The sequence below is a fragment of the Streptomyces azureus genome (assembly GCF_001270025.1).
Classification (GTDB): Bacteria; Actinomycetota; Actinomycetes; order Streptomycetales; family Streptomycetaceae; genus Streptomyces; species Streptomyces azureus.
The window spans coordinates 1-18,721 of record NZ_DF968326.1; the positions used below are offsets into that span (position 1 = coordinate 1).

The window sequence follows — 18,721 nt, forward strand, 5'->3', positions numbered from 1 at the left end:
GGCCCGGGCGGGGGCACGGGATAACCGGGCGCCGGGGGCGGCGGGGGCACGGGCACGGAGCCCTGGTGCGCACCCGGGTGGTGCGGCCCCGGGTGGTGTGCGGCCGGCGACCAGCCGACGGCCGGTCCGTGCCCCGGCTGGTGGGGCGGCGGCAGCGGAGAACCCACTGCGTGCTGCATCCGGTGCCACTCCGTCTCGTACAGGCGATGGGCGCTGAACAGCGGGGCGGAACCCGCTGCTACCGAACGGTACCGCCCCCGGCCGGTGTTGTGTGAACGGCCGGGGGCAGTCCGAAGTGCCCGGCCCCGTAAGGCGTTTCGGGCGGAAGGCGCGCCTGGGTACTTACTGTCCGACTTCGCCGTACGCGGCGAGCAGCACGGCCGGGTCGGGTCCCTCCAGGACGGTGGGCTTGGCCAGACCGTCGAGGACGATGAAGCGCAGCAGGTCGCCGCGGGACTTCTTGTCGACCTTCATGGTCTCCAGCAGCTTGGGCCACTGGTCGTGCCGGTAGTACAGCGGCAGCCCGACGGCTTCGAGGACGGTGCGGTGGCGATCGGCCGTGGCGTCGTCCAAGCGGCCTGCCAGGCGGCCGAGTTCGGCGGCGAAGTGCATGCCCACCGAGACCGCCGCGCCGTGCCGCCACTTGTAGCGCTCGTTCTTCTCGATGGCGTGGCCGAGCGTGTGGCCGTAGTTGAGGATCTCGCGCAGGCCCGACTCCTTCAGGTCGGACGACACCACGTCGGCCTTGACCCGGATGGAGCGCTCGATGAGCTCGGCGGTGTGCGGGCCGGCCGGGGTGCGGGCCGCCTCGGGGTCGGACTCGATGAGGTCGAGGATCACCGGGTCGGCGATGAAGCCGGCCTTGATGACCTCCGCGAGCCCGGAGACGTAGTCGTTGGCCGGGAGGGAGTCCAGCGCGGCCAGGTCGCAGAGCACACCCGCGGGCGGGTGGAAGGCACCGACCAGGTTCTTGCCCTCGGCGGTGTTGATGCCGGTCTTGCCGCCGACGGCCGCGTCGACCATGGCGAGCACGGTGGTCGGGATCGCGATCCAGCGCACCCCGCGCAGCCAGGTGGCGGCCACGAACCCGGCCAGGTCCGTGGTCGCGCCGCCGCCGACACCGACGATGACGTCCGTCCGGGTGAACCCGGACTGGCCCAGCGCCTTCCAGCAGTAGGCGGCGACCTCGGCGGTCTTGGCCTCCTCGGCGTTGGGCACCTGGATGGCGACCGTCTCGTAGCCCTGCCCGGCCAGGTCGGCGCGCAGGGCGTCACCGGTCTCGGCCAGTGCCTCGGGGTGGACGATCGCGACCCGCTTGGCCTTGTCGCCGATCAACCCGGGCAGTTCGCCGAGGAGTTGCCGGCCCACGAGGACCTCGTAGGGGTCGGTACCGGCCGTGCCGCCGACCTGGATCCGGGTCACTGCCTCACTCATGCTTCCTTCAACTCCAGTGCGTCCAGGGCGGCTCGGGTGACCTCTTCGGGGGTGCGGCCGTCGGTGGCGACCACGACCGTGGCGACCTCCTCGTAGACGTGCCGACGGGCGTCCATCAGCTCGCGCCACTGCTTGCGCGGATTGATGGCGAGCAGCGGCCGGGCCGCGTTGAGGCCGGTGCGCTTGACCGCCTCTTCGACGTCCATCGACAGGTACACCACGCGCTGCCCGGCGAGCAGCGCGCGCGTGTCCGGGTCGAGGACGGCGCCGCCGCCCAGTGCCAGCACACCGTCGTGCCCGGCCAGTGCCTCGCGCACTGCCTGCTTCTCGATCGCGCGGAAGGCGGGCTCGCCCTCCTCGACGAAGATCTCGGCGATCGTCCGGCCCTGCGCGGCGACGATGTCGTCGTCGGTGTCCCGGTAGCCGGTCCCGAGCCGCTCGGCCAGCAGCTGCCCGACGGTGGACTTGCCGACTCCCATCGGGCCGACCAGCACGATCAGCGGGTTCATCGGATGGCCAGGTTGTCGAGGTAGGACCGGACGTTGCGGCGGGTCTCGGCCACGTTGTCGCCGCCGAACTTCTCCGCGACCGCGTCCGCGAGGACGAGGGCGACCATCGCCTCGGCGACGATGCCGGCGGCCGGCACCGCGCACACGTCGGAACGCTGGTGGTGGGCGGCGGTGGCCTCGCCGGTGACGACGTCCACCGTCTTCAGCGCCCGCGGCACGGTCGCGATCGGCTTCATCGCGGCCCGCACGCGCAGCAGCTCACCCGTGGACAGCCCGCCCTCGGTGCCGCCGGAGCGGCCGGACGTCCGCCGGATGCCCTCGGGGGTCGTGACGATCTCGTCGTGCGCCTTGGAGCCGGGGACGCGTGCCAGGTCGAAGCCGTCGCCGACCTCGACTCCCTTGATCGCCTGGATGCCCATCAGGGCGGCGGCCAGGCGGGCGTCCAGGCGGCGGTCCCAGTGCACGTGCGAACCGAGGCCGACCGGGACCTCGTACGCCAGCACCTCGACCACGCCGCCGAGGGTGTCGCCGTCCTTGTGGGCCTGGTCGATCTCGGCGACCATCGCCTTCGACGCGTCGGCGTCCAGGCAGCGCACCGGGTCCGCGTCCAGCTTCTCCACGTCCGCGGGCGTCGGGTACACGCCGTACGGCGCCTTCGCGGCCGCGAGCTCCACCACGTGGGAGACGATCTCGATGCCGGTCGTCTCCTTCAGGTACGACCTGGCCACCGCGCCGAGGGCCACCCGGGCCGCGGTCTCCCGAGCGGAGGCCCGCTCCAGAATCGGCCGGGCCTCGTCGAAGCCGTACTTCTGCATACCGGCGAGGTCGGCGTGGCCGGGCCGCGGGCGGGTCAGCGGGGCGTTGCGGGCGAGCCCGGCGAGGATCTCCGGGTCGACCGGGTCGGCCGCCATGACCTGCTCCCACTTCGGCCACTCGGTGTTGCCCACCATGATCGCGACCGGTGAGCCGAGGCTGAGGCCGTGCCGGACGCCGCCGAGGAAGGTGATCTCGTCCCGCTCGAACTTCATCCGGGCACCGCGCCCATAACCCAGGCGCCGCCTCGCGAGATGGTCCGCCACCATGTCCGTGGTGATCGGCACGCCGGCGGGAAGACCCTCCAGCGTCGCCACGAGTGCGGGACCGTGGGACTCCCCCGCGGTCAGCCAGCGCAACCTGCTCAACGGTGCTCCTCAGTGCTCGCGCTCTGGTACTGCCCTGCGTACGCGCCTCGTCGCGTACGGCGACGGCACGACCGGGTGCGCGACTCCGGTCCGCCACTTCCGATCCTCCCACGTCGAGGACGCCGGGCCGGAATCGGTCCGCGTGACGGACAGGGTGGACGACGGGCGGGGCGGACATGCGCGTGCGGCACCCTCATGGAGTGTCGAGGGTGCCGCAGGCGTCCCCGCCGGCGAGATCAGCCGCAGTGGCCGAAACCGCTCGTGTAGCTGTCCCAGAAAATTCCGTTGTCAACGTACTCGATGCCGCCGGTGTACTTCACGCACTTATTGGCGGCCTTGACATAGACAGGCCCGGCGTAATAGCTGTATTCTTTCTTGTCGCGCTGCCAGCTTCCGCCCTGGACGAGAATGCCGGCCTCGGTCAGCGCACCGAATCCGACATAACCGTTGATGTGCATCGTCACGACGCAGTTGTAGCCGCTCGACGCGTTGTAGAGCAGGGAAACCCGGCCGGCGGGCTTGTTGGTGCTCTTGTCGAATCCGACCGTGTGGGATTCGAGGACCTTGTACCCCGAACCGCAGGCCGCTTCAGGCGTCGAGGCCGCGGCCGCGGCGGGCGTCGCGCCGACCAGGCCCACGGCTCCCGCCAGCCCCACGGCCAGCCCGACCGAACAAAGACGTCTCCGCATTTCCATTCCCCTCCCGGACAGCAACACTCGTCGCCACAAAGTAACGACAAAAGAGGAGATATCAAACTCGGAAGTTCCAATTCCGTTTCCGCTCAGGGCATTCGGCCACTATTCACCGAGCGGCGAGAGCATGTTCTCCGGCGGCCCGCATCGCCGTGAGCGGAGCCGGTGAAATTCCGGTCATCTGCTCCACCTGGAACACGGCCTGGTGCACGAGCAGATCCAGCCCGCTCACCACCGCTCCTCCGGACGCCGACCACCGCGCCGCCAGCACTGTCGGCCAGGGATCGTAGAGCACGTCGAAAAGGGTGGCCGGCCGCTCGGGTACGGAGGAAGCCAACGCGTCCGTCGCACCCGCGGGGGTCGTGGAGATCACAAGCGGAGCCCTCAGCGCCTGCTCGGCCTGCGCCCAGTCGGCGATGCGCACCTCCACGTCCAGCCGCTCGCCCCACTGCCGCATCTCGGCGGCGCGAGCCTCGCTGCGCACATGGACGACCACCTCACCCGTGCAGATCCGGGCGAGCGCGGCCAGCGCGGACGAGGCGGTGGCGCCGGCGCCGAGAATCGCGGCGGACTCGACCTGCTCGATGCCGCGTTCGCGCAGCGCGGCGACGATGCCGGGGATGTCGGTGTTGTCACCGGCGCGTCGCCCGTCCTCGGTGAACACGACGGTGTTGACCGCCTCCACCGAGGCCGCCGTCTCGCTGACCTCGTCCAGCAACGGGATGACGGCCCGCTTCAGCGGCATGGTCAGCGACAGGCCGGCCCACTCCGGGCCGAGCTTCTCGATGAAGCCCGGCAGCGTCGCTTCGTCGACCTCGAAGCGGTCGTACGACCAGCCGGTCAGTCCCAGCTCCGCATAGGCCGCGCGGTGCAGCACCGGGGAGAGGGAGTGGGCGATGGGACTGCCGAGCACCGCGGCACGGCGGGCTTCAGTTGCCCCTGGTGGCATTGAACTTGTCCTTGAGCTTCTCGAACTCTGTCCGATTCCTGGCGAACTCGGTCTTGCTGACGCCATCGGTCGCCACGAAGTAGATCCAGCCGTCCTTCGTCGGGTTCAGTGCCGCCCGCAGCGCCACGTCCCCCGGATTGTCGATCGGACCGGGCGGCAGACCCTTGTTGGTGTACGTGTTGTACGGGTCCTTGTTGCTGTTGATCTCGGACTCGCTGATGTGGATGTTGCTCTCGTTCTTCAGGTAGTTGAAGGACGAGTCGAACTGGAGCAGCTGGTTGGTCTCCGTGTTGGTGGGCTTGAGACGGTTGTAGACCACCTCGGCCATCTTGCGGAAGTCGTCGTGCGTCTTGCCCTCGGCCTGGACGAGGCTCGCGACGGTGATCAGCTGCCAGGGGTCCTCGAGTCCGAGGCTCTTGGCCTTCTTCTCCACCCCGATCTTCTCGTACGTCCGCGTGGCCCGCTGGACCATCTGCTTGAGGACGTCCTCGGGCTTCTGCCCCTTGCTGACGCCGTAACTGGAGGGATAGAGGAACCCTTCCAGCGGGTCCTTGACGTTCTCGTGGTTCAGCGCCCAGTCGGGCAGGCCGAGCTTCTTGTAGTCCTCCTCGGCGACAGCGGCGGTGGTGCCCTCCTTGACGCCCAGCCGCTTGTCGATGAGCCGGTAGATGTCGGCGTTGCGCTTACCCTCGGCGATGATCAGGTTGTTGCGGCTCTCCGGGCTGAGCATCAGTTCGACCGCACTGTCGGCCGACATTTGCTTCTGCAGCGTGTACACGCCGTCCTGGATGGTCTTGCCCTCTGGGTTGCTCTGCTGGGCTGCGACGAACGCGTCGACGCTCTTGACGACTCCCGCGCTCTTCAGGACTTGACCGATCTTGTACCCGAGCGCTCCCTCGGGGATCTCGACGGTCACCTCCTGCCCGTTGCCGTCGCCCGCGTAGTCCGGCGCGTCGCCGAAACGCTCCTGGAAGAACTGGTAGCCGAAGTAGCTGACGCCTGCCAGGCCGCCGCCGAGGACCAGGACGACCACCAGGCAGGCCGTGCCGTTGCGGCGCTTTTTGGGTTTGCCGCCGCGTCCCCGCTGGTCGTCGCGCCCGCGACGGCCCCGCGGCTGGTCGCCGTCGTCATCGTCGTCGCCGCCCGCGAAGAAGGCGTGTTCGCCCTGGTCGGGGCCGGGGTCCCAGTCGGTCTCCGGCTCCGGCTCCGGCTCGGCCTGACGCCGGCCGGGCGGCTCCGGTGGCGGGTATGCCTCGGGCGTGCCGTAGTAGTCGGACTGGCCGCCGTCGTAGGCGCCGGTTTGCTGACCGTACGGGTCGGCGGGGTCGCCGGGGTACGAGACCTGCTGGTGCGGGTCGGCGGCCCAGCCGCCGTTGTCGTACTGCTGCTGGTGGTATCCAGGGTCCTGCTGCTGCCCCTGGTGGCCCTGGTTGCCCTGCCCTGGGTACTGCTGATGCCCGTGGGCCTGTGCCGCGTACTGCTGCTGGTCGTACTGGTACTGCTGCTGCGCCTGACCGTATCCGGCCTGCTCACCGGTGCCCCAGTCGCCGTACTGCGGCTGCTGCGGCTGCTGCTCTGGATAGTGCTGTGGCTGGCCGCCGTAGGGGGACTGCTGGCCCTGATGGGCCTGCTCTCCTCCCCATCCGCCGTCCCCGTACAACGGGTCCTCCGGATGCCACGGTTCGGAGCCTTGGCCCCGGCCATACTCAGTCATCGATCCCCTAGAGCCGCGAGGCGGCGGTCACGCGGCTTCCGGCTCGGCTCCCGTCCCGCCTCTTGCTGTGCGGTGGCTGTTCGAATGCCGCCACATCGCGCGGAACGTTACCGTATCGCGATCAGATGACCACTTCGACGCCTTCGCCGGGTGCTTTACCTGACACTCGTTCGGATTCTAGGGCCTGTTGCAGGATGACCACCGCAGCCGCCTGGTCGATGACGGACCTTCCCTTCTTGGACTTCACGCCTGAAGCGCGTAGTCCCTGACTGGCGGTCACCGTCGTCATGCGTTCGTCCACGAGCCTCACCGGAACCGGGGAGATCATGCGCGCCAGTTCCTGGGTGAAGCCCCGCACCTTGACCGCGGCCGGGCCCTCGCCGCCCTTGAGGGAGCGCGGGAGGCCGACCACGACCTCGATGGGCTCGTACTCCTCGACGAGTTGCTTCAACCGTCGCTGAGCTGCGGGGATGTCACGCCCGGGGACCGTCTCCACCGGGGTGGCGAGGATCCCGTCGGGGTCGCACGAGGCGACCCCGATCCGGGCGTCCCCGACGTCGATCGCGAGTCGACGTCCTCTGCGCATCTTCCAGATCCGTTTCTTACTTGGCCGTCTCGGCGACCAGACGCTCCACGGCGTCCACGGCGTCGCCGATCGCGGCCGGGTTCTGGCCGCCGCCCTGGGCGACGTCCGGCTTGCCGCCACCGCCGCCGCCGAGGGTCTTGGCGGCCGCGCGGACCAGGTCGCCGGCCTTCAGGCCCCGCTCTCGGGCGGCCTCGTTGGTGGCGATGACCGTCAGCGGCTTGCCGTTCGCCACCGTGAACAGGGCGACCACGGCGGCCCGTCCACCCTGGATGCGTCCGCGCACGTCGAGCACGAGCTTGCGCAGGTCGTCGGCGGTCGTGCCGTCCGGGACCTGACCGGTCACGACAGCAACGCCCCGGACGTCCTTGGCGGACTCCACGAGACCGGCGGCGGCCTGGAGAACCTTCTCGGCGCGGAACTTCTCGATCTCCTTCTCGGCGTCCTTCAGCTTGCCGAGCATGGCGGAGACCTTCTCCGGGAGCTCCTCCGGGCGGCCCTTGATCAGCTCCTGGAGCTGGGCGACGACCGTGTGCTCACGGGCGAGGAAGTTGTAGGCGTCCACGCCGACCAGGGCCTCGATCCGGCGGACACCCGAGCCGATGGACGACTCGCCGAGCAGCTTCACCAGGCCCAGCTGGGCGGTGTTGTGCACGTGCGTGCCACCGCACAGCTCCTTGGAGAAGTCGCCGATGGTCACCACACGGACGCGCTCGCCGTACTTCTCACCGAACTCGGCGATGGCGCCCTGCTTCTTGGCCTCGTCGATGCCCATGACGTCGGCGCGGACGTCCAGGTCGCGGGCGAGCACCTCGTTGATCTTCTGCTCGACGTCGGTCATCACGGCCGTCGGGACGGCGGACGGGGAGCCGAAGTCGAAGCGGAAGCGGCCGGGCTGGTTCTCGGAACCGGCCTGGGCGGCCGTCGGGCCGAGGGCGTCGCGCAGGGCCTGGTGCGTCAGGTGCGTGGCCGAGTGGGCACGGGCGATGGCCTTGCGGCGGCGGTCGTCGATGGCGGAGTGGGCCTTGGCGCCGACGGTGACCTCGCCGACCTGGACGACGCCCTTGTGCACGTAGACACCCGGGACCGGCTTCTGGCAGTCGCGGACCTCGATGACGGCACCGGAGTCGGTCTTGATCTTGCCGGTGTCGCCGATCTGGCCGCCGCCCTCGGCGTAGAACGGAGTGCGGTCGAGGACGATCTCGACCTCGTCGCCCTCGGTGGCGGCCGGGGAGGAGACGCCGTCGACCAGGATGCCCACGACCGTGGACTCGCCCTCGGTGTCGGTGTAGCCGATGAAGTCGGTGGCACCGGCCCGGTCGGCGATCTCGCGGTAGGCACCGAGGTCGGCGTGGCCGGTCTTCTTCGACTGGGCGTCGGCCTTGGCGCGCTCCCGCTGCTCCTTCATCAGGCGGCGGAAGCCCTCCTCGTCCACGGAGAGGCCTTGCTCGGCGGCCATCTCCAGGGTGAGGTCGATCGGGAAGCCCCAGGTGTCGTGGAGCAGGAAGGCCTTGTCGCCGGGCAGGACCGTGGAGCCGGCGGCCTTGGTGTCGCTGACGGCGGTGTCGAGGATGTTGGTGCCGGCCTTCAGCGTCTTGAGGAAGGCGTTCTCCTCGGCGACGGCGACCTTCTCGATGCGCTCGCGGTCGGTGATGAGCTCGGGGTACTGCTGGCCCATCATGCCGATCACGGTGTCGATCAGGTCCTTGACGACCGGGCCGGTGGCACCGAGGAGGCGCATGTTGCGGATGGCGCGGCGCATGATGCGGCGCAGCACGTAGCCGCGGCCCTCGTTGCCGGGGGTGACGCCGTCGCCGATGAGCATCACGGAGGTGCGCATGTGGTCGGTGACCACGCGCAGGGACACGTCCGAGGCGTGGGCGTCGCCGTAGCGCACGCCGGTCAGCTCGGTGGCCTTGTCGATGACGGCCATCGAGGTGTCGATCTCGTACATGTTCTGCACGCCCTGCAGAATCATGGCGAGACGCTCCAGGCCGAGGCCGGTGTCGATGTTCTTGCTGGGCAGGTCGCCGAGGATCTCGAAGTTGTCCTTGCCGGTGCCCTCGCCCCGCTCGTACTGCATGAAGACGAGGTTCCAGATCTCCACGTACCGCTCGTCGTTGACGGCGGGGCCGCCCTCGGCGCCGAACTCGGGGCCGCGGTCGTAGTTGATCTCGGAGCAGGGGCCGCACGGGCCGGGGACGCCCATGGACCAGTAGTTGTCCTTCATACCGAGGCGCTGGATGCGCTCCTTCGGCACGCCGACGACCTCGTGCCAGATGCGCTCGGCCTCGTCGTCGTCCTTGTAGACGGTGATCCACAGGCGCTCGGGGTCGAGGCCGTAACCGCCCTTGTCCTGGGGGCTGGTGAGCAGCTCCCAGGCGAGCTTGATGGCGCCTTCCTTGAAGTAGTCGCCGAAGGAGAAGTTGCCGCACATCTGGAAGAACGTGCCGTGGCGCGTGGTCTTGCCGACCTCTTCGATGTCGGGCGTGCGCACACACTTCTGCACGCTCGTGGCGCGGCTGAAGGGCGGCTTGACCTCACCCAGGAAGTAGGGCTTGAAGGGCACCATGCCGGCCGGGACGAGGAGCAGAGTCGGGTCGTCCGCGATGAGCGACGCCGAAGGGACGACGGTGTGACCGCGCTCCTCGAAGAAGCTCAACCAGCGGCGGCGAATCTCAGCCGACTCCATCAGTGGTCCTCATTCCGGTTGTACGAATTCTTCTTGTACGTGGACGACGTGCTGTCGATGACGTACGTCTTCGGCTCTTTGCTGTTCTCGATGACGGCGTGCCGCCTGGGGCCGGGGAGTTCGGGGTCGACGGGGGCGTTCAGCCCGAGCGCGTCGCCCAGTTCGGCCTCCCGCTGGGCCATGTTGTCGCGGACGTCGAGCGCGAAGTCGACCGCGCGGTCCTTGAGCCGGTGGCCGGCCTCGATCGCCTTGTTCCCCGCGGTTCTGGCGAGGCTCTCGGGCGTCAGCTGCTTCAGCTTCCGGTTGACCTTGGTGGTGGCCCACACTCCGGCGGCGACGCCGGTGGTGAACCAGAACGTACGGCGGAACATCGCTGGCTCTCAGTCCCTCTTCCCTCGGGCGCTGCGCCGAGAGACCGTGCGGCCCACGATCACGGTACGCCTCGACGCCTTGCCGGGCACGTCCTCCTTGCGGCCGCCGAGGGCCCGGCGCACGCCGTAGCCGAAGGCGGCGACCTTGACCAGGGGGCCGCCGAAGGTCGAGGCGACGGTGGTCGACAGCGCGGAGGCGTTCGACGTGACCTCCTGGACGTCGGAGGCGATCGAGTCGACCCGGTCGATCTGGGTCTGCGCGGAGCGCACCGCCGCGGAGGCGTCGGCCAGCAGCGGGACGGCCTGATCGGTCACTTCCGCCACGAGCTTGGTGGTCGCCCTGAGCGTCTGGGCCAGCCTCGCCAGCGCGACGGCGAGGAAGGAGACCAGGATCGCCCAGAAGACAGCCACCAGGATTCCGGCCACCTCTCCACCGGACACTGTGTGCACCCGCTCCCTGAAAACGTGCCTGAACATCGAAAAAGTCGTGCGACGAGCCTATCGCGCCGGGGCTGCGGCTCCGTACCGGATTACCGCCGGGCGACGGCGGATTTGCGAAAGCCCGCCGCCTCGCCCGCCCGGAGGGGCGGGGAGACGACGGGCTGAAGTACCGCGTGCCTGCCGGGGATCAGCGGGCGTAGTACTCGACGACGAGCTGCTCGTCGCAGATCACCGGGATCTCCTTGCGGTTCGGCTCGCGGTCCAGGCGGAACGCCAGGGCCTTGAGGTTCACCTGGAGGTAGCGCGGGGTCTCACCGTCGGGGGCGAAGCCACCCTCACGGGCGATCGTGAAGAGGGTCTTCTCCTTGGACCGCTCGCGGACCTGCACGACGTCGTCCGGACGGACACGGAAGGAGGGCTTGTCGACCTTCTTGCCGTTGACCGCGATGTGGCCGTGGACGACCATCTGGCGGGCCTGGTAGATCGTGCGGGCGATACCCGAACGCAGGACCAGGGCGTCGAGACGGCGCTCGAGCTCGATGATCAGGGCCTCGCCGGTCTTGCCCTGGACCTTGGAGGCACGCTCGTAGGCGCGGACGAGCTGGCGCTCGGACACGTCGTACTGCGCGCGCAGGCGCTGCTTCTCGAGCAGACGGACCTTGTAGTCCGAGTTCTGCTTGCGGCCACGGCCGTGCTCACCCGGCGGGTAGGGACGGGCCTCGAAGTACTTGACGGCCTTCGGGGTGAGCGCGATGCCGAGGGCACGCGACTTCTTGACCTTGGGGCGGGACTGGTTCGCCACTGTTTCTCGTTTCCTAGTGTCGGCTTGTCAGGGTTGTGGGAGGTCGCATCCGCAGCCGGGGAAACCCTCCTCGTCCCTGCGGACGGGGCGGGCAGCCGCTCCCCTGGTCTGGGCACATACGTGCAGCACGCGAGTGGCCCACCGACCGTGCCCGTCGTGCGACGGGTGGTGGTGGGCTGCCCGCGACACCGTTCGACGGTGCGCGACGCTCCTGGAGCCGGTCCGGGGGCGGTGCCCCTGGCTGGCTCCGGCCGACTGTCCCGTTCTGACTGCACGGGACGCGGCACTCCGAACGAGTTTACAGGGTGCTCAGGACCGCTTTCGACCGAGGTTCTTACGGGTCCACTCGACCGCGTCCGCGTAGCGGGCCTCCGCGCCGTGCCGGGTCGGCTCGTAGTACTCGCGGTCCTTGAGGGCGTCCGGGGCGTACTGCTGGGCGGCGATGCCCTCGGGCAGGTCGTGCGGGTAGACGTAGCCCTGGCCGTGGCCGAGCTTGGTGGCGCCCTTGTAGTGGCTGTCGCGCAGGTGCGCGGGCACGGGGCCGGCCAGTCCCTTGCGTACGTCCTCCAGGGCGGCGCCGATCGCGGTGGTCGCGGCGTTGGACTTGGGGGCCAGGGCGAGGGCGATGGTGGCGTGGCTGAGGGTGAGGGCGGCCTCCGGGAAGCCGATCATGGCGACGGCCTGGGCGGCGGCGACCGCGATCGGCAGGGCGGTCGGGTCGGCGAGGCCGATGTCCTCGCTGGCGGAGATCATCAGGCGCCGGGCGATGAAGCGGGGGTCCTCGCCGGCCTCGATCATCCGGGCCAGGTAGTGCAGGGCGGCGTCGACGTCGGAGCCGCGGATGGACTTGATCAGGGCGCTGGCCACGTCGTAGTGCTGGTCGCCGTCGCGGTCGTACTTCACGGCGGCCCGATCGACCGTCTCCTCCAGGGTGGTCAGGCCGATCTCGCTCTCGCCCTTGTCGAGGGCGGCTCCGGCGGCCGCCTCCAGGGCGGTCAGGGCGCGGCGGGCGTCGCCGCCGGCGATGCGCAGCAGGTGGCTCTCGGTCTCCTCGGGGAGGGTGACGGCGCCCTTGAGGCCGCGCTCGTCGGTCAGGGCTCGCCGGACGAGGTTCGTGATGTCGTCGTCCGTGAGCGGTTCGAGGGTGAGCAGCAGGGAGCGGGACAGCAGGGGCGAGATCACCGAGAAGTACGGGTTCTCCGTCGTCGCCGCGATCAGTGTCACCCAGCGGTTCTCGACGGCCGGGAGCAGGGAGTCCTGCTGGGCCTTGCTGAAGCGGTGGATCTCGTCGAGGAAGAGGACGGTCTCCTTGCCGTATCCGCCGGAGGCGCGGCGGGCGCCGTCGATGACCGAGCGGACCTCCTTGACGCCCGCGGTGATCGCCGACAGTTCGACGAAGCGGGCGTTGGTGGCCTTGGAGACGACGTACGCCAGGGTGGTCTTGCCGGTGCCGGGCGGGCCCCAGAGGATCACCGAGGAGGGGCCTGCCGGGCCGGAGGCCTCGCCGACCAGTCTGCGCAGGGGCGAGCCCGGCTTCAGCAGATGCTGCTGGCCCACGACCTCGTCGAGGGTGCGCGGGCGCATCCGCACCGCCAGGGGGCTGCTGGACGGCTCCTTCTCCTGGCGTTCTTCGGCTGCGGCGGTGAACAGGTCGGGCTCCACGTCAGAAACCCTAAATCACGGCACCGACAATCCCGCCGGGCCCTGGTGCCCCCGGCTCAGCTGATCCAGAAGTCCCACCAGCGGGTCAGGATCAGCATGCCGATGATGCCGATGTGCAGCACCGGCATGACCCAGGTGAACTCGCCGAAGAAGCCCTTGAGCCAGGCCGGGGCGGGCAGGAAGCCCTTGCGGATGTTGAACGACGTCACGTACCAGAACATGAGGATCGTCGCGACCCAGGCCAGGCAGCACCACAGGCACAGTGCGTTGATCCGGTACAGGGACTGGAACATCAGCCAGGCGCAGAAGCCGACGCCGAACAGGCAGCCGGCGTTGAAGGTGAGCCAGTACCAGCGCGGGAAGCGGGCACGGGCGAGGAGGCTCACGCCGACGCCGATGACGATGCCGTAGCAGACGAGGCCGAGCATCGGGTTCGGGAAACCGAAGACGGCGGCCTGCTTGCTCTCCATGACGCTGCCGCAGGAGACGACGGGGTTGAAGCTGCACCCGGGGGTGAACGTCTTGCCCTCGACCTTGGCCTCGAGGATCTTGAACTTGTCGATCGTGATGACCCACGCGGCGAGCAGTCCGGCCGCGCCGGTGATCACCAGCAGCAGGGCGAGGGCCCGGCTGCCGCCCTCGGCGCGGGGCGCGAACTCGGCGCGCTCCGGCTCGGGCTCCGTGGAGACGTCCTTGACTGTCGTCTTGCTCATCACGCCGATTCCGTCACCTGAGACCTGGACAACTGCGGGCAGGGCCATTGTGCCGCACAGGAGGTCTGTCCACCGTTCAGTGGACATAAGGATGTCCGCCCGGTCGTCCCTGAGGGTTGCGTTCGGGCCGACGCTCGTCGCATGACAGCACACGGGTACGACCTCGCCGTTCACGTGCGGGGGCTGCGCAAGCGGTACGGGGACGTGACCGCCGTCGACGGCATCGATCTGGGCATCCGCCAGGGCGAGGTGTTCGGCCTGCTCGGACCCAACGGCGCGGGCAAGAGCACCACGGTGGAGATCCTCCAGGGCAACCGGGACCGGGACGCGGGCGAGGTGTCCGTGCTCGGGGCGGACCCGGCGACCGGCACGCGCGCGTGGCGCGCACGCGTCGGAATCGTCTGGCAGGACGAATCGGCGCCCGCGGAGTTGACGGTCCGGGAGACGGTGCGGCACTTCGCCGGCTACTACCCACGGCCGCGCAACCCGGAGGAGGTCATAGGCCTGGTCGGTCTGGAGGCGAAGGCGGACAGCCGGATCAAGGCGCTGTCGGGGGGCCAGCGCCGGCGCCTGGACGTGGCGCTCGGCGTGATCGGCGGCCCGGACCTGCTGCTTCTGGACGAGCCGACGACCGGGTTCGATCCGGCGGCCCGGCGGCAGTTCTGGTCGCTGATCCGCGCCCTGGCCGACGACGGCACGACCATCCTGCTGACCACGCACTACCTGGAGGAGGCGGAGGCCCTCGCGCACCGGCTGGCCGTCGTCGCGAAGGGCCGGATCGTCGCCGAGGGCGAGCCCGGGGCGTTGCGGGAGCGGTTCGGCACCGAGGTCCTCGTCGAGTGGACGGAGCGGGACGGCACCCCTCGCCGCGAGCGCACGGGGACACCGACCAGGACGATCGCCGGGCTCATGCACCGCTTCGACGGTGAGATCCCGGGGCTGGCGGTGAGCCGGCCCACGCTGGAGGACGTCTACCTCCGGCTGACCGGACAGCGGCAGGAGGACGCGCGATGACCACGACCGCCGTACGGGACCGCGGTGCGGTCGGCGTCGAGGGGCTGCCCGGCGCCTGGAGGCTGGGGCTGCGGCGGGGTGCCCTGGAGATCAGGCAGTTCTTCCGGCAGCGCGACCAGGTGGTGTTCACGTTCGCCTTCCCGGTCGTCTTCCTGTTCCTGTTCGCGTCGATCTTCCGGGACGACGTGGCGGGCGCGGGCATCACCGCCTCGCAGCTCTACGTTCCCGCGATGATGGCCGCCGGCATCATGTCGACGAGTTTCCAGGCGCTCGGCATCTCGATCGCGGTCGAGCGGGAGGAGAAGGTGCTGCGCCGGCTGCGTGGCACGCCGATGCCGCCGACGGCGTACTTCTTCGGCAAGATCTGGCTTGTTCTGTTCACCGGTCTGCTGGAGACCGTGATCCTGCTCCTCGTCGGCACGACCGTGTACGACGTGGCCCTGCCGTCCGACGCGGGTCGCTGGTTCGACCTGGCGTGGATCTTCGTCCTCGGGATCACTGCGTGCGCCCTGCTCGGCATCGCGATCAGCTCGGTGCCGAGGTCCGCGAACAGCGCGAGTTCCGTGGTCGTGCTGCCCTTCCTGGTGCTCCAGTTCATCTCCGGGGTGTACATCGCCATCGGCACCATCCCGGACTGGATGCTGACCATCGGTGCGCTGTTCCCGCTGAAGTGGATGTGCCAGGGGCTGCGCGGGGTGTTCCTGCCGGAGTCGGCGCAGGTGCTGGAACAGGCGGGGAGCTGGGAACTCGGACGCGTGGCCCTGGTGCTCGCCGCGTGGTGCGTCGGAGGATTGGTGCTGTGCCTGCTGACGTTCCGCTGGAAGGACCGGCGCGAGGGATGAGCGGTGCGGCGGATGCCGGCAGCGCCTACACCTGGGAGCGCTCGTTCCGGCTCTGGGACACGTACTTCGCGCTCATCTGGGTGGCCACCCTCGTGTTCGTGCTCGGCGCGGGGCGCCCCGGGTGGGCGACCCGTGTCGTCGCGGCGGCGCTGCTCGCCCTGCTGATCCCGCTGTTCGTGGGGGTGGGTCGGCCGCTCCTGCGGCAGGACCCGTCCGACGAGCGACGGGCGCTCGCCTATCTCACGGCGGCGCTGGCGCTGTTCCTTCCGTCGGCGGTCCTGGTCGGGGAGACGCGGCTGATGACGTTCGCGCTCGTCCCGCAGTGCTTCATGACGCTGCGGATGCGATGGGCGCTGGTGGCGGTGGCCGTCATCAACTTCGCCCCGGTGATCGGCTGGGCGCTGCTGTGGTGGCCGAGCGACCAGGACGTCTTCTTCAACGTGCTGTTCGCCGTGGTCACGTTCGTCTTCTCGGCGGCGGTCGGTGGCTGGGTCATACGGATCATCGAGCAGAGCCAGGAACGGGCAGCGCTGATCACCGAGTTGGACGCCAGCCGCCACGAGGTCGCGCGGCTGTCGACGGCGCACGGGGCGCTGGCCGAGCGGGAGCGGCTGGCCCGGGAGATCCACGACACGCTCGCGCAGGGGTTCACCAGTCTGGTGATGCTGATTCAGGCGGTGGAGGCGGAGCTGGACCACGACCTGCCCGAGGCGCGGCGTCATCTGCGCCTGATGGACGAGACGGCCCGGCAGAACCTGGCCGAGGCCCGGGCCCTGGTCGCCGGGGGCGCGCCCGCCGACCTGGACGGCGCCTCCCTTCCGGACGCGCTGGGCCGGCTCGCCGCGCGCCATGGCGCGGCGCTGGAGGTGACCGGCCCGGTCCGCATGTTGCCCGCCGGACCCGAGGTGGTCGCCCTGCGCGCCTGCCAGGAGGCACTGGCCAACGCCCGTAAGCACGCGGGGAGTTCGGTGGCGGTCGGTGTGTCGCTGGCGTACGCCGACGACATGCTGACCGTGTCCGTACGGGACGACGGGCCCGGCTTCGACCCGGGTGCCGTTCACGGTGGGTACGGTCTGGCGGGGCTGCGGGCCCGGGCCGTCGAAGTGGGCGGAACCGCCGAGGTGCGCAGTGCCCCCGGCGCCGGCACGGTGGTGACCGTCCGGCTGCCGGTCATGAGGAGGGAGACGCCGTGATCCGGATCGTCCTGGCCGACGACCATCCCGTCGTACGGGAAGGGCTGCGGGCGATGCTCAGTGCGGAGTCCGATCTGGAGGTCGTCGCCGACGCGTCCAGCGGGCCGCAGGCGGAGGCGCTGGCGGCTCAGTTGCGGCCCGACATCGTGCTGATGGATCTGCGGATGCCGGGTGGCGGGGGTGTGGACTCCATCGTGCGGATGACGCGGGCCGGGCTGCCGTGCCGGGTGGTCGTGCTGACGACGTACGAGACGGACCGGGACATCCTGCGGGCGGTGGAGGCCGGGGCGGCAGGTTATCTGCTGAAGGACCTGCCGCGTGCGGAACTCGCGGAGGCCGTGCGGGCGGCGGCGCGCGGCGAGACGGTCCTGGCCCCGTCCGTCGCGGCCCGGCTGGTGGACCAGCTGCGCACGAATCCGGAGCGGCCTCGGCTGTCGGAACGCGAGACGGCGGTGTTGCGGCTGGTCGCCGAGGGCTGCACGAATGCCGAGATCGGGCGTCGTCTGTTCATCGGGGAGTCGACGGTGAAGACGTATCTGCTGCGGATCTTCGGCAAGTTGGGGGTGGACGACCGGACGGCGGCGGTGACGAGCGCGCTGCGGTACGGGCTGCTGGAGGAGTGACGAAGGCGCCGGGAGTCCCCGGCGCCCTCGAAGCCACGTCAGCCCAGTCGCGCTTCCAGTTCCGCCACGATCTCGTTCACGCCCACCGCCGTCTGCTCGCCCGACTCCATGTCCTTGAGCTGGACGACGCCCTCGGCGAGGTCGCGTTCGCCGGCGACGATCGTGTAGCGGGCGCCGCTGCGGTTGGCGTTCTTCATCGCGCCCTTGAGGCCCTTGCCGCCGTAGGAGAAGTCGGTCGCGATGCCGTTCTTGCGCAGCTCCGTGACCTTGGTGAACAGGACCCGGCGGGCCTCCTCGCCGAGCGGGACGGCGAACACGCTGGTGGTGGCGGGGAGTTCGAGCTCGACGCCCTCGGCCTCCAGCGCGAGGACCGTGCGGTCGACGCCGAGGGCCCAGCCGACGGACGGCAGCGCGGGGCCGCCGATCATCTCGGACAGGCCGTCGTAGCGTCCGCCGCCGCCGACGGCGGACTGCGAGCCCAGGCCGTCGTGGACGAACTCGAACGTCGTGCGGGTGTAGTAGTCCAGGCCGCGCACCAGCTTCGGGTCGTCCTCGAAGGCGACGCCCGCCGCCGTGATCAGCTCGCGCACCTCCTCGTGGTACGCCTTGCAGGCGTCGCAGAGGTAGTCGCGCAGCAGCGGGGCGTCCCCCAGCTGCTTCTGGACCGACTCACGCTTGTCGTCCAGGACGCGCAGCGGGTTGATGTCCGCCCGGCGCAGGGTGTCCTCGTCCAGGTCCAGGCCGCGCAGGAAGTCCTGGAGCGCCGTCCGGTACACCGGGCGGCACTCCTTGTCGCCCAGGCTGTTGAGCAGGATCCGGAAGTCGCTGAGGCCCAGCGAGCGGTACGCCTGGTCGGCCAGGATGATCAGCTCGGCGTCCAGCGCCGGGTCCTCGGCCCCGATCGCCTCGGCACCGACCTGGGAGAAGTGGCGGTAGCGGCCCTTCTGGGGGCGCTCGTAGCGGTAGTACGAGCCGGAGTACCAGAGCTTGACCGGGAGGTTGCCGGCCTTGTGCAGGTTGGCCTCCAGCGCGGCGCGCAGGACGGAGGCCGTGCCCTCGGGGCGCAGGGCGAGCCTGTCGCCGCCCTTCGTTTCGAAGGCGTACATCTCCTTCGTCACGATGTCCGTGGACTCGCCGACGCCGCGTGCGAAGAGTTCGATGTTCTCGAAGCCCGGCGTCTCGATGTAGCCGTAGCCGGAGTTGCGCAGCGGCGCGGCGATCGCCTCGCGGACCGCGAGGTACTTCGCGGAGTCCGGCGGGATCAGGTCGTACGTGCCCTTGGGGGCCTTGAAGGTACTCACGGAAG

The 18,721-nt window shown here is 70.0% G+C and carries 19 protein-coding genes; 4 read left to right on the top strand and 15 right to left on the bottom strand.

Features of this window, described 5'->3' with window-relative positions:
* From AOQ53_RS46495 to AOQ53_RS24115, 14 genes are all read right to left on the bottom strand, one after another.
* On the bottom strand, positions 1–179 hold a 179-nt coding region (locus AOQ53_RS46495; RefSeq protein WP_236711786.1), incomplete at its 3' end, for a Pro-rich N-terminal domain-containing protein.
* A 163-nt stretch (positions 180–342) separates the two neighbouring features.
* Positions 343–1,434, bottom strand: coding sequence for a 3-dehydroquinate synthase (aroB, locus tag AOQ53_RS24055; protein ID WP_059420344.1), 1,092 nt, complete (start codon positions 1,432–1,434; stop codon positions 343–345).
* A complete protein-coding gene (locus AOQ53_RS24060; RefSeq protein WP_059420345.1) occupies positions 1,431–1,943 on the bottom strand; it encodes a shikimate kinase in 513 nt (170 codons plus the stop codon). The genes aroB and AOQ53_RS24060 overlap by 4 nt, the downstream gene beginning before the upstream one ends.
* Positions 1,940–3,124 carry a chorismate synthase gene (gene aroC, locus AOQ53_RS24065; RefSeq protein ID WP_059420347.1) on the bottom strand — a complete coding sequence of 395 codons (1,185 nt, stop codon included), beginning with the start codon at positions 3,122–3,124 and terminating at the stop codon, positions 1,940–1,942. Before aroC ends, AOQ53_RS24060 begins: the two co-directional genes overlap by 4 nt.
* A gap of 236 nt (positions 3,125–3,360) precedes the next feature.
* Positions 3,361–3,813 carry a hypothetical protein gene (locus AOQ53_RS24070; RefSeq protein WP_063888953.1) on the bottom strand — a complete coding sequence of 151 codons (453 nt, stop codon included), beginning with the start codon at positions 3,811–3,813 and terminating at the stop codon, positions 3,361–3,363.
* Between the two features lie 112 nt (positions 3,814–3,925).
* Entirely contained in the window at positions 3,926–4,765 is an 840-nt protein-coding gene (locus tag AOQ53_RS24075; RefSeq protein ID WP_059420349.1) for a shikimate dehydrogenase, read from the bottom strand.
* Complete coding sequence (gene mltG, locus AOQ53_RS24080; RefSeq protein WP_059420351.1) at positions 4,746–6,479, bottom strand: endolytic transglycosylase MltG; 1,734 nt, start codon at positions 6,477–6,479, stop codon at positions 4,746–4,748. Before mltG ends, AOQ53_RS24075 begins: the two co-directional genes overlap by 20 nt.
* A gap of 121 nt (positions 6,480–6,600) precedes the next feature.
* Positions 6,601–7,065 carry a Holliday junction resolvase RuvX gene (gene ruvX / locus AOQ53_RS24085; RefSeq protein WP_059420352.1) on the bottom strand — a complete coding sequence of 155 codons (465 nt, stop codon included), beginning with the start codon at positions 7,063–7,065 and terminating at the stop codon, positions 6,601–6,603.
* Positions 7,066–7,081: 16 nt separating this feature from the next.
* Positions 7,082–9,754 carry an alanine--tRNA ligase gene (gene alaS, locus AOQ53_RS24090; protein ID WP_059420353.1) on the bottom strand — a complete coding sequence of 891 codons (2,673 nt, stop codon included), beginning with the start codon at positions 9,752–9,754 and terminating at the stop codon, positions 7,082–7,084.
* Positions 9,754–10,125 carry a hypothetical protein gene (locus tag AOQ53_RS24095; protein WP_059420354.1) on the bottom strand — a complete coding sequence of 124 codons (372 nt, stop codon included), beginning with the start codon at positions 10,123–10,125 and terminating at the stop codon, positions 9,754–9,756. Before AOQ53_RS24095 ends, alaS begins: the two co-directional genes overlap by 1 nt.
* Before the next feature lie 9 nt (positions 10,126–10,134).
* Positions 10,135–10,575: a DUF948 domain-containing protein gene (locus tag AOQ53_RS24100; RefSeq protein WP_078945471.1), complete on the bottom strand. Its 441-nt coding sequence runs from the start codon at positions 10,573–10,575 to the stop codon at positions 10,135–10,137.
* 178 nt (positions 10,576–10,753) lie between these two features.
* On the bottom strand, positions 10,754–11,368 hold the full coding sequence (gene rpsD, locus AOQ53_RS24105) for a 30S ribosomal protein S4 (protein ID WP_010046470.1): 615 nt from the start codon (positions 11,366–11,368) through the stop codon (positions 10,754–10,756).
* Positions 11,369–11,677: 309 nt separating this feature from the next.
* Entirely contained in the window at positions 11,678–13,030 is a 1,353-nt protein-coding gene (locus AOQ53_RS24110; RefSeq protein WP_059420357.1) for a replication-associated recombination protein A, read from the bottom strand.
* Positions 13,031–13,086: 56 nt separating this feature from the next.
* Complete coding sequence (locus tag AOQ53_RS24115; protein ID WP_059420358.1) at positions 13,087–13,743, bottom strand: vitamin K epoxide reductase family protein; 657 nt, start codon at positions 13,741–13,743, stop codon at positions 13,087–13,089.
* A gap of 141 nt (positions 13,744–13,884) precedes the next feature.
* Between AOQ53_RS24115 and AOQ53_RS24120 the strand changes: the two genes are divergently transcribed.
* The 4 genes from AOQ53_RS24120 to AOQ53_RS24135 are packed head-to-tail and all read left to right on the top strand — an operon-like array spanning position 13,885 to position 17,415.
* The gene (locus AOQ53_RS24120) at positions 13,885–14,757 is read left to right on the top strand and encodes an ABC transporter ATP-binding protein (protein ID WP_059420360.1); all 873 of its coding nucleotides are present in this window, start codon (positions 13,885–13,887) and stop codon (positions 14,755–14,757) included.
* Positions 14,754–15,599 carry an ABC transporter permease gene (locus tag AOQ53_RS24125; protein ID WP_059420362.1) on the top strand — a complete coding sequence of 282 codons (846 nt, stop codon included), beginning with the start codon at positions 14,754–14,756 and terminating at the stop codon, positions 15,597–15,599. Before AOQ53_RS24120 ends, AOQ53_RS24125 begins: the two co-directional genes overlap by 4 nt.
* Complete coding sequence (locus AOQ53_RS24130; RefSeq protein ID WP_059420363.1) at positions 15,596–16,792, top strand: sensor histidine kinase; 1,197 nt, start codon at positions 15,596–15,598, stop codon at positions 16,790–16,792. Before AOQ53_RS24125 ends, AOQ53_RS24130 begins: the two co-directional genes overlap by 4 nt.
* On the top strand, positions 16,789–17,415 hold the full coding sequence (locus tag AOQ53_RS24135; protein ID WP_059420364.1) for a response regulator: 627 nt from the start codon (positions 16,789–16,791) through the stop codon (positions 17,413–17,415). The genes AOQ53_RS24130 and AOQ53_RS24135 overlap by 4 nt, the downstream gene beginning before the upstream one ends.
* 38 nt (positions 17,416–17,453) lie before the next feature.
* Here the strand turns inward: AOQ53_RS24135 and hisS are convergent, their stop codons facing one another.
* Entirely contained in the window at positions 17,454–18,716 is a 1,263-nt protein-coding gene (hisS, locus tag AOQ53_RS24140; RefSeq protein ID WP_059420365.1) for a histidine--tRNA ligase, read from the bottom strand.
* Positions 18,717–18,721: the final 5 nt, after the last annotated feature.